This window comes from Mesorhizobium sp. P2_H9, from assembly GCF_056403215.1.
The window spans coordinates 162,042-174,231 of record NZ_JBFUFX010000001.1; the positions used below are offsets into that span (position 1 = coordinate 162,042).

General features: G+C 63.8%; 14 protein-coding genes. 2 read left to right on the top strand and 12 right to left on the bottom strand.

What is annotated here, in order from left to right; all coding sequences use genetic code 11:
• Positions 1–21: 21 nt before the first annotated feature.
• The gene (locus tag AC1DXN_RS00865) at positions 22–156 is read right to left on the bottom strand and encodes a hypothetical protein (RefSeq protein ID WP_477243924.1); all 135 of its coding nucleotides are present in this window, start codon (positions 154–156) and stop codon (positions 22–24) included.
• Positions 153–914 carry a DNA repair protein RecO gene (gene recO, locus AC1DXN_RS00870; RefSeq protein WP_477272140.1) on the bottom strand — a complete coding sequence of 254 codons (762 nt, stop codon included), beginning with the start codon at positions 912–914 and terminating at the stop codon, positions 153–155. Before recO ends, AC1DXN_RS00865 begins: the two co-directional genes overlap by 4 nt.
• Before the next feature lie 263 nt (positions 915–1,177).
• Here recO and AC1DXN_RS00875 point away from each other — a divergent pair, with 263 nt between their 5' ends.
• Positions 1,178–1,981, top strand: coding sequence for a CPBP family intramembrane glutamic endopeptidase (locus AC1DXN_RS00875; RefSeq protein ID WP_477272139.1), 804 nt, complete (start codon positions 1,178–1,180; stop codon positions 1,979–1,981).
• Between the two features lie 135 nt (positions 1,982–2,116).
• Positions 2,117–3,622 carry a winged helix-turn-helix domain-containing tetratricopeptide repeat protein gene (locus AC1DXN_RS00880; protein WP_477272137.1) on the top strand — a complete coding sequence of 502 codons (1,506 nt, stop codon included), beginning with the start codon at positions 2,117–2,119 and terminating at the stop codon, positions 3,620–3,622.
• 18 nt (positions 3,623–3,640) lie between these two features.
• Here the strand turns inward: AC1DXN_RS00880 and AC1DXN_RS00885 are convergent, their stop codons facing one another.
• From AC1DXN_RS00885 to rpoZ, 10 genes are all read right to left on the bottom strand, one after another.
• Positions 3,641–4,531: an aminoglycoside phosphotransferase family protein gene (locus AC1DXN_RS00885; protein ID WP_477272135.1), complete on the bottom strand. Its 891-nt coding sequence runs from the start codon at positions 4,529–4,531 to the stop codon at positions 3,641–3,643.
• 69 nt (positions 4,532–4,600) lie between these two features.
• Positions 4,601–5,536, bottom strand: coding sequence for a GTPase Era (era, locus tag AC1DXN_RS00890; RefSeq protein ID WP_477243914.1), 936 nt, complete (start codon positions 5,534–5,536; stop codon positions 4,601–4,603).
• The gene (gene rnc / locus AC1DXN_RS00895; protein WP_477243912.1) at positions 5,533–6,258 is read right to left on the bottom strand and encodes a ribonuclease III; all 726 of its coding nucleotides are present in this window, start codon (positions 6,256–6,258) and stop codon (positions 5,533–5,535) included. The genes era and rnc overlap by 4 nt, the downstream gene beginning before the upstream one ends.
• A gap of 4 nt (positions 6,259–6,262) precedes the next feature.
• Entirely contained in the window at positions 6,263–7,012 is a 750-nt protein-coding gene (lepB, locus tag AC1DXN_RS00900) for a signal peptidase I (protein WP_477243910.1), read from the bottom strand.
• Positions 7,013–7,108: 96 nt separating this feature from the next.
• On the bottom strand, positions 7,109–7,522 hold the full coding sequence (gene acpS / locus AC1DXN_RS00905; protein ID WP_477272133.1) for a holo-ACP synthase: 414 nt from the start codon (positions 7,520–7,522) through the stop codon (positions 7,109–7,111).
• Entirely contained in the window at positions 7,519–8,103 is a 585-nt protein-coding gene (locus AC1DXN_RS00910) for a DUF2062 domain-containing protein (RefSeq protein ID WP_477243906.1), read from the bottom strand. The genes acpS and AC1DXN_RS00910 overlap by 4 nt, the downstream gene beginning before the upstream one ends.
• 262 nt (positions 8,104–8,365) lie before the next feature.
• Complete coding sequence (locus tag AC1DXN_RS00915) at positions 8,366–8,755, bottom strand: VOC family protein (protein WP_477243904.1); 390 nt, start codon at positions 8,753–8,755, stop codon at positions 8,366–8,368.
• Between the two features lie 5 nt (positions 8,756–8,760).
• A complete protein-coding gene (gene pyrE / locus AC1DXN_RS00920) occupies positions 8,761–9,339 on the bottom strand; it encodes an orotate phosphoribosyltransferase (RefSeq protein WP_477272131.1) in 579 nt (192 codons plus the stop codon).
• Between the two features lie 82 nt (positions 9,340–9,421).
• Positions 9,422–11,650, bottom strand: coding sequence for a RelA/SpoT family protein (locus AC1DXN_RS00925; RefSeq protein ID WP_477243900.1), 2,229 nt, complete (start codon positions 11,648–11,650; stop codon positions 9,422–9,424).
• 128 nt (positions 11,651–11,778) lie between these two features.
• The gene (rpoZ, locus tag AC1DXN_RS00930) at positions 11,779–12,180 is read right to left on the bottom strand and encodes a DNA-directed RNA polymerase subunit omega (protein WP_454588394.1); all 402 of its coding nucleotides are present in this window, start codon (positions 12,178–12,180) and stop codon (positions 11,779–11,781) included.
• Positions 12,181–12,190 lie beyond the last annotated feature (10 nt).

Below are 12,190 nucleotides of genomic sequence, written 5' to 3' on the forward strand. Positions count from 1 at the left end.
CGGCCAAACGGCCAGAAAAATTCAGCGCGCCGCCAGGTTGGCGGCTGGAAAGATCGAGCATGTTTCGGTGCCGAAAGCCAGCAGCTTGCCATTGGCATCTTTCAGCGTCGCTTCCGACACCGCAAGCGTGCGGCCCTTCTGAGCGACTTCGCTCATGCGGCGGTTTCTCCGGCTATGGCCTTGCCGCGCGCATGGTGCTTGCGCAGCGCGGCGAGGAAGCCGACGCGGGCGTCGGGCGGCTCGATGCCGCGCGGCTCATAGACATGGCGGGCAAAAAAGAAGCCGGTCAGCCGAAACGCATCTTCCACCGCCGCCGGGTCTGCGCGCAGGCCGGAGCCGCGCTGCAGGAAGGCTGGCAGCACCAGCATCTTGTCGTGCCACGGCGCGCCCGCCTGACGCGACACGGCGCGGCCGGATTTCGGCGAGACATAGGCGAGGTCCTGCTTGCTGCCGGTCGCCGCGCACTGGCTGAGATCGAGGCCGAAGCCGAGTTCGTCTAGGATCAGCAGCTCGAAGCGCGCCACCAGTTCGCCGGCGGCGTCCGGGTCGTCGAGATGGACGATCATCACCGCAAGCGTCTCGAACAGGCCGCCATGAGCGTCACGCTCGGGCAACAGGCGCAGATGCTGGGCCATGGTCTGCAAGCCGTAGACAGCAATGGCGCTGTCCATCAGCCGGGCGGCATTCATTTCGATCGCCTCGGCCTGGAAGGTGCCGAGATGCTCGTCAAGCCGCGCGCGCCACAACAGGTCGACGCGGTTGCCGGGCTGCAGGACCGGCTGCTGCTTGCGCGAGCGACCACCGCGCACGAGGCCGAGATGGCGGCCATGCGCGCGCGTCATCACCTCGAGAATGGCGTTGGTTTCGCCATGCTTGCGGGTGCCGAGAATGATTCCCTCGTCGCGCCATTCCATGGCGAGAACTTGTCACCGGTTCGGTGACAAAATCAAGTTTGGCTGCGCTTGGCGCAGGAAATGCAATCGCCGGCGGTTTGGGAAATATCGGAAATCTTTCAGAAATCCCTCGGGATTTTCAAGCCCGCAACCGTCAAAAAGGACGGGTTGGCCGACGCGGTCGACGCGGCCTGCCGAAACCGTTCGGCCGGCCAGACGCAAGTCGACCGATCGGGCAGCCCGGCGACCTCTCATGACCAATCTGCCCGCCGAGAGGATTTGACATGACTCCCTTCCTGAGCCTGGTGCGAAGGCACCAGCTGACCGCCTTCTTTTCGCTGACGCTTGGCCTGACCTGGCTGGCGTTCATCCCGTTCTGGCTGTCGAATGGCGACAGCATTCCCTGGTTTACCTTCGGCCCGATGGTCTCCGGCTTCGTGGTCGCGGCGCTTTCCGGCGGCTGGGGTTCGGTCAAGGCCATTCTCGCCTCGATGGTCAAGTGGCGGGTGCATCCAGTGTGGTATCTAGTGGCGTTCGGCCTGCCGTTTGCAACGCAGCTGGCCTCGATCCTGATCAATCCGCTGTTTGGCACCGCTGCGCCCGCCTGGAGCAACATTCCCGCGATGAGCGAGATGCTGCCGATCATTGCGCTCTATGCCGTCTTCAGCGGTCCGCTTGGCGAAGAGCCCGGCTGGCGCGGTTTTGCGGTGCCTCGGCTGCTGGCTGGTCATTCGGCGCTGACAGGCAGCCTGATCCTCGGCGTGATCTGGGCCGTCTGGCACTTCCCGCTCGGTCTGGTCGGCGACCTCAGCGTCCATGGCACCATCAATGTGCTGCTCGCAGGCGTGGTGTTCACCTGGCTCTACCAGAACACCGGCAGCGTGCTGCTCGCCTTCATTATGCATGTCACGCATCAGAACAGCGTGCGCTTCCTCGGCAAGGTGTTCGTCGACGGCGACTATGTGCAGCAGCAGTGGATCGGTGTCGCGATCTGGGCGGTGATCGCGGTTGCCATCATTGCCTACTACGGCAGCGAAAGTTTTGTCCGCCGGTCGGGAGCGCGGTCTGCCGTCGCCAGCACTGCCTGAGCAAATTGCGATGATCGCGGCGCCTACTCCGGGGGGCGCCGCGCCTTTTCGTTGGCGGTCCAACATGCGAGGTCTTGACCCAGCCTGCCAGCCATAGGCCAATACCGGCATGGCTTTCAGGGAGCGGGCCTTTTGATGCCGGTCTCGACCACCGATCAGGTTTTTCAATTAGGCGGCTTCACGCTTGATCTGAGCAAAGGCACGCTCAGCCGGGCCGATCAGCCGGCCTTCCTGCGGCCGAAGGCTTACGCATTGTTGACGCACCTCGCCCGCCATACCGGCCGCGTGGTGCCAAAATCGGAACTGATGGACACGGTCTGGCCGGGCGTTTTCGTCACCGAGGATTCGCTGACGCAGTCGATCCGCGAAATCCGCAAGGTGCTTGGCGAGGATATGGTGCGAACAGTGTCGAAGCGCGGCTACATGCTGGTGCCCGAGACAGAGGCGATGCCTGAGCCGGGCGCGCAGCCGATCGTGGCGGTGCTCAGGTTCCGCAACGACAGCGCCGATCCCACCGATGAGGCGATCGTCGACGGGTTCGCCGAAGACATCATCAACGGCCTCGCCCGCTTCGGCACCGTGACGGTGCTGGCGCGCAATTCGAGCTTCTCGTTTGCCTCCCATTCGCCGGCGCAATGGCCGGCCATCCGCTCGCGCATCGGCGCCGACTATCTCGTCGAAGGTTCGGTGCGGCGGCAGGCGGACCGCATCGTCGCCGCGGTCAACCTCGTCGATGCCGCCAACGCGACGCAGCTCTGGGGCGATCGCTACCAGGCAGAGGATGCCGGGCTGTTCGCCATCCAGCAGGACATTGTCGAGGAGATCGTCGGCCGGCTGGTGGTGCGGGTCAACAATGCTGGACTGCAGCGCGCCTCGCGGCGGCCGTTGACCAGCCTTGCCGCCTATGAGCTGGTGCTGCGCGGCGTTGCCTTGCTGCGCGATCCGGCGCAGAGCGACCTGACAGGGGCGGCAGCGCTGTTCGAAGCCGCGATTGCCAAGGACCCCGCCTATGGCCTCGCCTACACCTATCTGGCGCTGACATATGTGCTGAACAGCGAATTCGGGCGCACCAGCGAGGCCGTGCTGGCGAAAGCCCGCGAGCTTGCCGAAAGAGGCATAGCCCTGTCGCCCGACCAGGCGACCGCCCAACGCATCCAGTCGCTGGTGCGGCTCAACATGCGCGACCATGAGGCGGCCGAGCATCATTTGCGAATCGCGCTGAAGCTCAATCCGAACGACGCCGACTGCATCGAACAGATGGGCTATCTCCTGGTCATGCGCGGCCGGCCGGTCGACGCCCTCGCCTGGCTGGCGCGCGCCATCCGCATCAACCCGCTGCACCCGCACTGGTACCAATACGATCGCTCGCTAGCGCTCTACATGCTGGGCGAATACCGGCCGGCCGCCGAGGCGCTGGAACTGGCGACCCGGCCAACGCCGTGGATCAGGACCCGGCTTGCGGCTTGCTATGCGCAACTCGGCAACATGGAAGCGGCCAGACATCATGCCGGGCTGATCAATGCCGACGGCGCCGATTTCTCACCGGTCGACTATGCCAGGACAGGCCTGCCGTTCGAAAATGCCGCCGATGCGGAGCATCTTGCCAATGGCGTGTGGCTGGCCCTTGGACAGCTGACATAGCGCCATCCTGCGGCGGTCTTACGCTCGCGCGTGATCGGCAAGCACTTCATCGATCACATGGCGGGACTTTTCAACTTCGACCGCATGGATGTCGATGTGCCCGGCGACCGTTATCAGCGCTTTCCACAGCGTCCAGCCGCGACCGCGCGCCCACATCGCCGCATCGGCGGGAAGGCCGGCGCGAAACGCTTGCCGGCTTTTGCCTTCGAACAGCGTCCACGCAATCGCCAGGTCGCAGGCGGGGTCGCCGACGCCTGACGTGCCGAAGTCGATCACGGCGCTCAGCCGGCCTTGCCGGACCAACAGGTTTCCCCAGCTGACATCACCGTGGAACCAGACCGGCGCGCCATGCCATGTCGAGGCAAGTGCGGCCTCCCACACCGCGATGGCGGTGCCGGTATCGATCTTGCCGTCGAGGGCGGCGATTGCCTTGCGGGTCTCGCCGTCATAGACGCTCAGCGGTCCGCCACGAAAGAAATTGTGCTGCCCTGGCGCCGGCCCGCCGGTGGCATCGATCCGTTGCAAGGCAACCAGGAATTCGGCCAAATCAGTCGCAAATTGCGACAGGCTGGCAATGCGCTCGCGCTTTGCCGTCTCGCCTTCGATCCAGCCATAGACGGACCAATGCCAGGGATAGTTTTCGGCAGGAATACCCATCGCCAACGGCACCGGGACAGGCAGCGGCAGCAGCGGTGCCAGCCTTGGCAACCAGCGATGTTCTTTTTCGACTTGCAGGGCATAGGGTGCGGCACTTGGCAGCCGCACGGTCATGTCGTCGCCGAGATGGAAGGTTCGGTTGTCCCAGCCGCCGGCGGCAACGGGTTTGATTGCAAGGTCTTCCCACTGGGGAAATTGCGTGGCGACCAACCGGCTGACCAAGTCAGCGTCAATGTTCGGCGTGCTGTCCATGGACCTAGAGTGGAATTTGTTTGGGCATGATCTTTTCCGAAAACCGGTTCCCACTTTTCGGGATCATGCCTAGTGCGGAAACTCGAGCCCCATCTCGCGGTAGCGCTCGGGATCGTCGCCCCAGTTCTCGCGCACCTTGACGAACAAGAAGAGATGCACCTTCTGTTCGAGGATGCCGGCAATCTCCATGCGCGCGGCCTGCCCGATGGCGCGGATCGTCTCGCCCTTGTGGCCGAGCACGATCTTCTTCTGGCTGTCGCGCTCGACATAGATGGTCTGGTCGATGCGCACCGAGCCGTCCTTCTTCTCTTCCCATTTCTCGGTCTCGATATGCGAGGAATAGGGCAACTCCTGGTGCAGCCTCAGATACAGTTTTTCGCGGGTGATCTCGGCGGCCAGCTGGCGCATCGGCAGGTCGGAGATCTGGTCTTCGGGATAATACCAGGGACCGGCCGGAAGCGCTTCGGCAAGGTAGTCGAGCAAATCCTTGCAGCCCGAGCCGGTCAGCGCCGAGACCATGAAGGTGCGCTTGAACGGCACTTTCTCATTCGCTGCCGCGGCCAGGGCCAGCAGCGCCTCGTGCTTGACCCGGTCGACCTTGTTGAGGATCAGCACCATCGGCTGGCGCACATCCTTGAGCCGTTCGAGGATGGCGTCGGCATCGCCGCGGATGCCGCGCTCGGCATCGATCAAAAGCAGCACGATATCGGCGTCCTTGGCACCGCCCCAGGCGGTCGTCACCATCGCCGTGTCCAGCCGGCGCTTCGGCTTGAAGATGCCCGGCGTGTCGACGAAGACGATCTGCGCATTGTCATGCGTGGCTATACCCCGCACGATGGCGCGGGTGGTCTGGACCTTGTGCGTGACGATCGACACCTTGGCGCCGACCAGCTGATTGACCAGCGTCGATTTGCCGGCATTGGGCGCGCCGATCAGCGCGACGAAGCCGGAATGCGTGGCAGCGGCGGGCGTCGCCGGAGCAGTGTCTTCAGTGGTGGCGGTCATGCCGCGCTCCCTTGATTGAGCCAGACGCCCTCACGCAGCAGAAGTGCCGCGGCGGCGGCCTGTTCGGCCTCGCGTTTGGAACGGCCGCTGCCGGTCGCCGGAGGAAAGGCGCCGACCTTGACGCTGACGGTGAACAGCGGATCGTGGTCGGGTCCCTCGCGGCCGTCGATGGTGTAGGCCGGCACCGCGGTTGCCGCCTGGTGTGCCCATTCCTGCAGCTCGGTCTTGGCATCGCGGCGGGCTGCACCCGTGGCCTGCGAGCGCGGCTGCCAGTATTTGTGGATGAAGGCGCGCGCCGCCTCCAGCCCGCCGTCGAGATAGAGCACGGCGATCAGCGATTCCAGCGCGTCGGCACGCATATTGACGCGCTTGCGCCCGTCGAGGCCGCGCACGTCCGAGCCGGCGCGGATCAGGTCCGGCAGGCCGATATCCTCGGCGATCTCCGCCAGAGCCTCGGCATTGACCAACGCGTTGAGCCGCAGCGACAGTTCGCCCTCGGCGGCTTCAGGAAATGCCGCCAAAAGCATATCGGCAACGACAAGGCCCAGAACACGATCGCCGAGGAATTCGAAACGCTCATAGTCGATGCCGGCATGGCTTGAGCGGGCGCTGGCATGGGTCAGCGCGCGCTGCAGGCGCTGGCGGTCGGCAAAGGCGTGGCCGGTGCGCTGCATGAGCGCTTCGGCGAGCGCATCGGCAGTCAGGCGTTTTGTCGCTGCCATCACCCTAATTGACGAAATGGAACAGGCGCGACACGCGCACGAGCGACGGCCATTTCCAGATTTCGAGCGGGCTCGCCTTGCCGGCGATCGAGAAGAAAACCAGATTGGCGCGGCCGACCAGGTTCTCGGCCGGCACGTAACCGACGGTGAAGCGGCTGTCCGAGGAATTGTCGCGGTTATCGCCCATCATGAAATAGTGGCCGGCCGGCACGTCGAATTCGCGGGTGTTGTCACCGATCGAGGTCGGCGCGATGTCCAGCGTGTCGTAGCTGACACCGTTGGGCAGCGTTTCCCGGTACACATCGATCGGATGATCCTCTTCGGTGATGTCTGGATTGTCGATCTGGCCGGTTTTCACGCGCGGCACGCCGGCGCCGTTGATAAAGAGCTGGCCGTCCTTGACCTGGATCTTGTCGCCAGGCAGGCCGACGACGCGCTTGATGTAGTCGACAGACGGATCCGGCGGGAATTTGAACACCACCACGTCGCCGCGCTTCGGCTCAGAGCCCCAGATGCGGCCCGAAAACAGATCCGGCCCGAACGGCAGCGAATAGCGGGAGAAGCCATAGGACCATTTGGTAACGAACAGGTAGTCGCCCTCGAGCAAGGTCGGCCGCATCGACCCGGACGGGATCGAGAACGGCTGGAACAGCAGCGTGCGGATGACCAGCGCAAGCAGCAGCGCCTGGACGATGACGCTGACGGTTTCGCCAAGTCCGCCGGTTTTCTTCTCAGTTTTTTCAGCCACGCTCATGTCGTCCTCGATTGTGCGTTGGTTGGTATAGAGTCTCGGCGCGCGCTGGGCAACGTCATGTCGGCGTTAGATATAATCGCCGGTCGTCAGATGCAATCAATGTGGCGCTTGTTCGACGGGCAACGCCTCGATGATCACAAAGGCTTGAGCGAGCGGAAAATCATCGGTGATTGTCAGGTGGATCGCCGCGCGGTGTCCTTTCGGCAGGATTTTGTCCAGCCGCACCGCCGCACCACCCGTCAGCGCCATGGTCGGCTTGCCGCCGGCCAGGTTGACGACACCCATGTCGCGCCAGAACACGCCTTGCGCTAGACCGGTGCCAAGCGCCTTGGCGCAGGCCTCCTTGGCGGCGAAGCGTTTGGCGTAGGAGGCCGCGCGTGCCCTGCGGTTTTCGGAGCGGGCCTGTTCGACCTCGGTGTAGATGCGCTGGATGAAGCGCTGGCCATGGCGCTCCAGCGACTTTTCGATGCGCCTGATATCGATCAGATCGCTGCCGATGCCGATGATCATTCCGCGGGAACTTCCCGTCCGCCGTGGCCAGCCTTCTGCGCCCGTTCTGCGATGCGTTTCCTGCGTTGTTCGCGAAAGGCGGTCATGCCCCAGCGGGTGATGCCGTAGAAAATGAGCCCGAAGATCAGTCCGAGCGGCACTGCGCCGATCAGCATCGGCTCAAGTATCGGGTGCCACAGCTTCGCAAACGACAGCGTATGCAGCATTTCGCCGAGATGCGCGGGCGGTCCGTTTTTGGGCAGCCGCTCGTGCAGGATCAGCTTGCCGGTCTCCCAGGACGCGCCCCAGAGCAACGGAAAGGTCAGCGGATTGCCGAAGAACACGGCGCCGAGGGCTGCCGCCACGAGATTGCCGGCGATAATCCAGCAGAGCACGAATGCGATGGCAAAGTGGAACCCCACCGGAAAGAACGAGGCGAACACACCAGCCGCGACACCGGCCGCCACGGCGTGCGGCGTGGCCTTCAGCCGCAGGATGCGCTTGGAAAAATACTGCAGCGAGCGCGAAAACGAGCGGCGCGGCCACAGATAGGTACGCACCCGCTCGAAAAGACCATCAGGCTTGCGGCGTCGAAAAAGCACTCTGTTCCCGTTCCCGGTTTACCAACACCACCATGCCCAGCCATTCCGGGCCAGGCGCTACAGCAGCCATATCTTGCGCTTTGCGGTCACCAGAAGGCAACAACGACTTTGATATAGCGACGCGCCGACCCAAGAACAACCGGCGGCCGATGGCGCGACAGCGCTGCCGCTGCCTTCCGAAGCCGGCGCTGCCGTCTCCAACGCAACGCAATCGCGGCGGATTTGAGGTGGGCATCACCCTTGCCAAGTGCGCCTAGAACCTTCACCTCTTGCCGGGCTGGTATTCGCTGACCTCGACAAGATTGCCGTCGGGGTCGCGAAAATAGACCGACATCATCGGGCCTCGCGCACCGGTGCGCTCAACCGGACCGACTTCCACGGCGACGCCATTGGCCGCCAGGCTGGCGCAAATCTCGGCGAGCGGCCGGGCGGCGACGAGGCAGAAATCCCCGGAGCCGGGCGTCGGCGCCTTCGCCTTTGGCTCGAATGTGCGCGTCGCCTCATGCAAATTGATCTTCTGAGTTCCAAACAGCAGCGCTGTCGGCCTGTTCGGCTCGTCGAGGCGATTGAAGCCGAGAACGCGCTGATAGAAGGTACAGCTGTCGTCGACGGAGCGAACCGTCAGCACGAAATGATCAATGCCGGCGATCATGTCGGTCAGATGTTGCGGCTGCCCGGCTTGATCGCCGGTATGGCGGCGAGCTCGGGCGGCAGCCTGTCGGCCGGATAGGCCGGAACCTCATATTCGGCAAGCGCGATCAGCGGCACGCCGACATTGGTCTTGCCGGCCGAGCGATCGATGATGCAGGCGGCGGCAACGACCTCGGCGCCGAGCTCGCGCAGGCATTCGATGGTCTCGCGGATCGACAGGCCGGTGGTGACGATGTCCTCGACGATGACGACGCGCGAACCCCTGGCGATCTCGAAGCGTCGGAGCCTGAACTCGCCCCCTTCCCGTTCGACCCAGATCGCCGGAACGCCCAGGTGGCGCGAGGTTTCGTAGGCCGGGATCAGCCCGCCGATCGCCGGGCCGACGACATAGTCGATCTTGCCTGTTATAGCGGCGCTGATTTTTGCGGCCAGCGCCTTGCACAGGCGCTCGGTCTTGTCGGCATGCATGAACACGCGCGCCTTCTGCAGGAAGACCGGGCTTCGCAGGCCAGACGTCAGGATGAAATGTCCCTCGAGAACGGCGCCGGCCTCGCGGAAAATACCCAGCACTTCGTCGGTGTTCATCTTGCCTTGTCCCCCAGGCCCGTTAGTCTTGTTTGACCATGATCTTTTCCGAAAACCGGTTCCCACTTTTCGGGATCATGGTCTAGCCATTCACGCGCCGCGCATCGCTGACGCTGGAATTGTCCTTGAGCTGCGACAGCAACCGGTTCAGGTGCTTCAGATCCCAGACTTCGAGATCGATCAGCATTTCGGTGAAATCGGGCGCGGTGCGCACCATCGACAATGTATGGATGTTGGCGTCGTTGGAGGCAACGACCTGAGCGATGTCGGCCAGCGAGCCCGGCGCATTGATGGCGGTGACCGAGACACGCGCCGGAAACCGCTCCTTGGTGCGCTCGTCAATGTCCCAGCGCACGTCGATCCAGCGCTCGGGCTGGTCGTCAAAGGCCTGCAGGGCCGGCGACTGGATCGGATAGATGGTGATGCCGGTTCCCGGCTGCACGATGCCGACGATACGGTCGCCGGGCACGGCACCTTCCGGCGCGAAGCGCACCGGCAGGTCGCCGCGCACGCCGCGGATCGGCACGGCGCCGTCCTTCGGCTGGTCCTTGTCCTTGCGCGCGGCACGGCCCGGAATCTGGAACAGCATGCCGGCGGCGTTGCGGATCTTCGACCAGCCTTCCTCGCGCTGCTTGGGCGCTGCCACCGTGACGCGCTCGTCCTTATAGTCGGGAAACACCGCCTTCATGACGTCGGTGGAGGCAAGCTCGCCGCGGCCGACCGAGGCCAACACGTCCTCGATGTCCTTGCGCGCCAGCCGGTGTAGCACCGGCTTCAGGTTTTCCTTGGCGAAGGTCTTGCCGGCCCGTTCGAAAGCCCGCTCCAGAATGCGGGCGCCGAGGCCGGAATACTGCTTGCGGATGGCATTCTTGGTGGCGCGGCGGATGGCCGAGCGCGCCTTGCCGGTGACGACGATCGATTCCCACGCAGCCGGAGGCACCTGCGCCTTGGAGCGGATGATCTCGACCTCGTCGCCGTTCTTCAGCTCCGTCATCAGCGGCATGATGCGGCCATTGACCTTGGCGCCGACGCAGGTGTCGCCGACATCGGTGTGCACGGCATAGGCGAAGTCGATGGGCGTCGCGCCGCGCGGCAGCGCGATCAGCAGGCCCTTGGGCGTGAAGCAGAACACCTGGTCCTGGAATAGCTCCAGCTTCGTGTTTTCGAGGAATTCCTCGGGATTGTCGCCTTCGGCAAGCTGCTCGATGGTGCGCCGCAGCCAGGCATAGGCGTTGGTCTCCTTCGAGATCGCATGGGCAGCACCATTCGTCTTGCCGCCGGTGTCCTTGTAGATCGAATGCGCGGCAACGCCGTATTCGGCGATCTTGTTCATCTGATGGGTGCGGATCTGCAACTCGACGCGCTGGCGCGACGGGCCGACGATGGTGGTGTGGATCGAGCGGTAATCGTTCTGCTTCGGCGTCGAGATGTAGTCCTTGAAGCGTCCCGGCACCATCGACCATGTGGTGTGGATGGCGCCGAGCGCGCGGTAGCAATCCTCCATGGACTCGACAACGACACGGAAGCCGAAAATGTCGGACAGCTGCTCGAAGGATAGCGCCTTGGCCTCCATCTTGCGGAACACCGACCACGGCTTCTTCTGGCGGCTCTTCACGCTGGCCTTGATCGCATGCTTTTCGAACAGCGTGGACAGCGCCTTTTCGATCTCGGACAGCACGTCCTTGTTGCGCTCGAAGATTTCGGCGAGCCGGGCGGTGACGGCGCGATAGGCTTCCGGATTGATGAAGCGGAAGGCGATCTCTTCCAGTTCCTCGCGCATGCCTTGCATGCCCATGCGCCCAGCCAGCGGCGCATAGATCTCCATCGTCTCCTCGGCGATGCGCAGGCGCTTGGCCTCCGGCACATGGTCGAGGGTGCGCATATTGTGCAGGCGGTCGGCGAGCTTGACCAGAAGCACGCGGACGTCTTCGGAGATCGCCAGCAGGAGCTTGCGCAGATTTTCCGCCTGCTCGGCCTTCTTGGAGACGAGATCGAGCTTCTTCAGCTTGGTCAGGCCCTCGACCAGCTTGCCCATCTCCGGGCCGAACAATTCGTCGATCTCGGCCCTCGTCGCCGTGGTGTCCTCGATGGTATCGTGCAGCAGGGCAACGGCGATCGTCGCCTCGTCCATGTGCATTTCGGTGAGGATGGCGGCGACTTCGAGCGGATGCGAGAAATAGGGGTCGCCGGAGGCGCGCTTCTGGTGGCCATGCTTCTGCATGGCGTAAACATAGGCCTTGTTGAGCAGCGCCTCGTTGACGTCAGGCTTGTAGCGCTGGACGCGCTCGACAAGCTCATACTGACGCATCATGGGCTGGTTCTCACAGGGCTGAAATGGAACATGCGCCGCACTTGTGTACGGCGCATGTCATAGATAGCCACGAAACGGACGATACGGAAGTGCCGGAGATTGTTCCAGCGACCCCAGATCGAAAGCTCTTAGTAGTCGTCGCTCTTTTCCGGCGGAACCAGACCCTCGATGCCGGCCAACAGGTCTTCTTCGGTCATGCGGTCGAAGGTGACGTTGTCCTCGGCGTCGTCGGCATCGGTTGCCGCAACAGCGCCGCCGGTCTGGTCGGCGATCGCCTCGCCGTCGGCTTCCGGCTCGTCGACCTCGACATGCTTCTGCAGCGAGTGGATCAGGTCTTCCTTGAGGTCGTCGGGCGACAGTGTCTCGTCGGCGATCTCGCGCAGCGCCACGACCGGATTCTTGTCGTTGTCACGCGGCACGGTGATCGGCGCGCCCTGGCTGATCTGACGGGCGCGGTGGCCGGCCAAAAGCACCAGTTCGAAGCGGTTGTCGACCTTGTCGATGCAATCTTCAACGGTTACGCGGGCCATGGATTGCCCC

Excerpts from the sequence above, each read along its gene's own strand:
- AC1DXN_RS00885 (WP_477272135.1), bottom strand. The coding sequence starts at position 4,531 with ATGGACAGCACGCCGAACATTGACGCTGACTTGGTCAGCCGGTTGGTC.
- pyrE (WP_477272131.1), bottom strand. The coding sequence starts at position 9,339 with ATGAACACCGACGAAGTGCTGGGTATTTTCCGCGAGGCCGGCGCCGTT.
- rnc (WP_477243912.1), bottom strand. The coding sequence starts at position 6,258 with ATGGCAGCGACAAAACGCCTGACTGCCGATGCGCTCGCCGAAGCGCTC.
- recO (WP_477272140.1), bottom strand. The coding sequence starts at position 914 with ATGGAATGGCGCGACGAGGGAATCATTCTCGGCACCCGCAAGCATGGC.
- AC1DXN_RS00880 (WP_477272137.1), top strand. The coding sequence starts at position 2,117 with ATGCCGGTCTCGACCACCGATCAGGTTTTTCAATTAGGCGGCTTCACG.
- AC1DXN_RS00925 (WP_477243900.1), bottom strand. The coding sequence starts at position 11,650 with ATGATGCGTCAGTATGAGCTTGTCGAGCGCGTCCAGCGCTACAAGCCT.
- rpoZ (WP_454588394.1), bottom strand. The coding sequence starts at position 12,180 with ATGGCCCGCGTAACCGTTGAAGATTGCATCGACAAGGTCGACAACCGC.
- AC1DXN_RS00875 (WP_477272139.1), top strand. The coding sequence starts at position 1,178 with ATGACTCCCTTCCTGAGCCTGGTGCGAAGGCACCAGCTGACCGCCTTC.
- AC1DXN_RS00865 (WP_477243924.1), bottom strand. The coding sequence starts at position 156 with ATGAGCGAAGTCGCTCAGAAGGGCCGCACGCTTGCGGTGTCGGAAGCG.
- era (WP_477243914.1), bottom strand. The coding sequence starts at position 5,536 with ATGACCGCCACCACTGAAGACACTGCTCCGGCGACGCCCGCCGCTGCC.
- acpS (WP_477272133.1), bottom strand. The coding sequence starts at position 7,522 with ATGATCATCGGCATCGGCAGCGATCTGATCGATATCAGGCGCATCGAA.
- lepB (WP_477243910.1), bottom strand. The coding sequence starts at position 7,012 with ATGAGCGTGGCTGAAAAAACTGAGAAGAAAACCGGCGGACTTGGCGAA.
- AC1DXN_RS00915 (WP_477243904.1), bottom strand. The coding sequence starts at position 8,755 with ATGATCGCCGGCATTGATCATTTCGTGCTGACGGTTCGCTCCGTCGAC.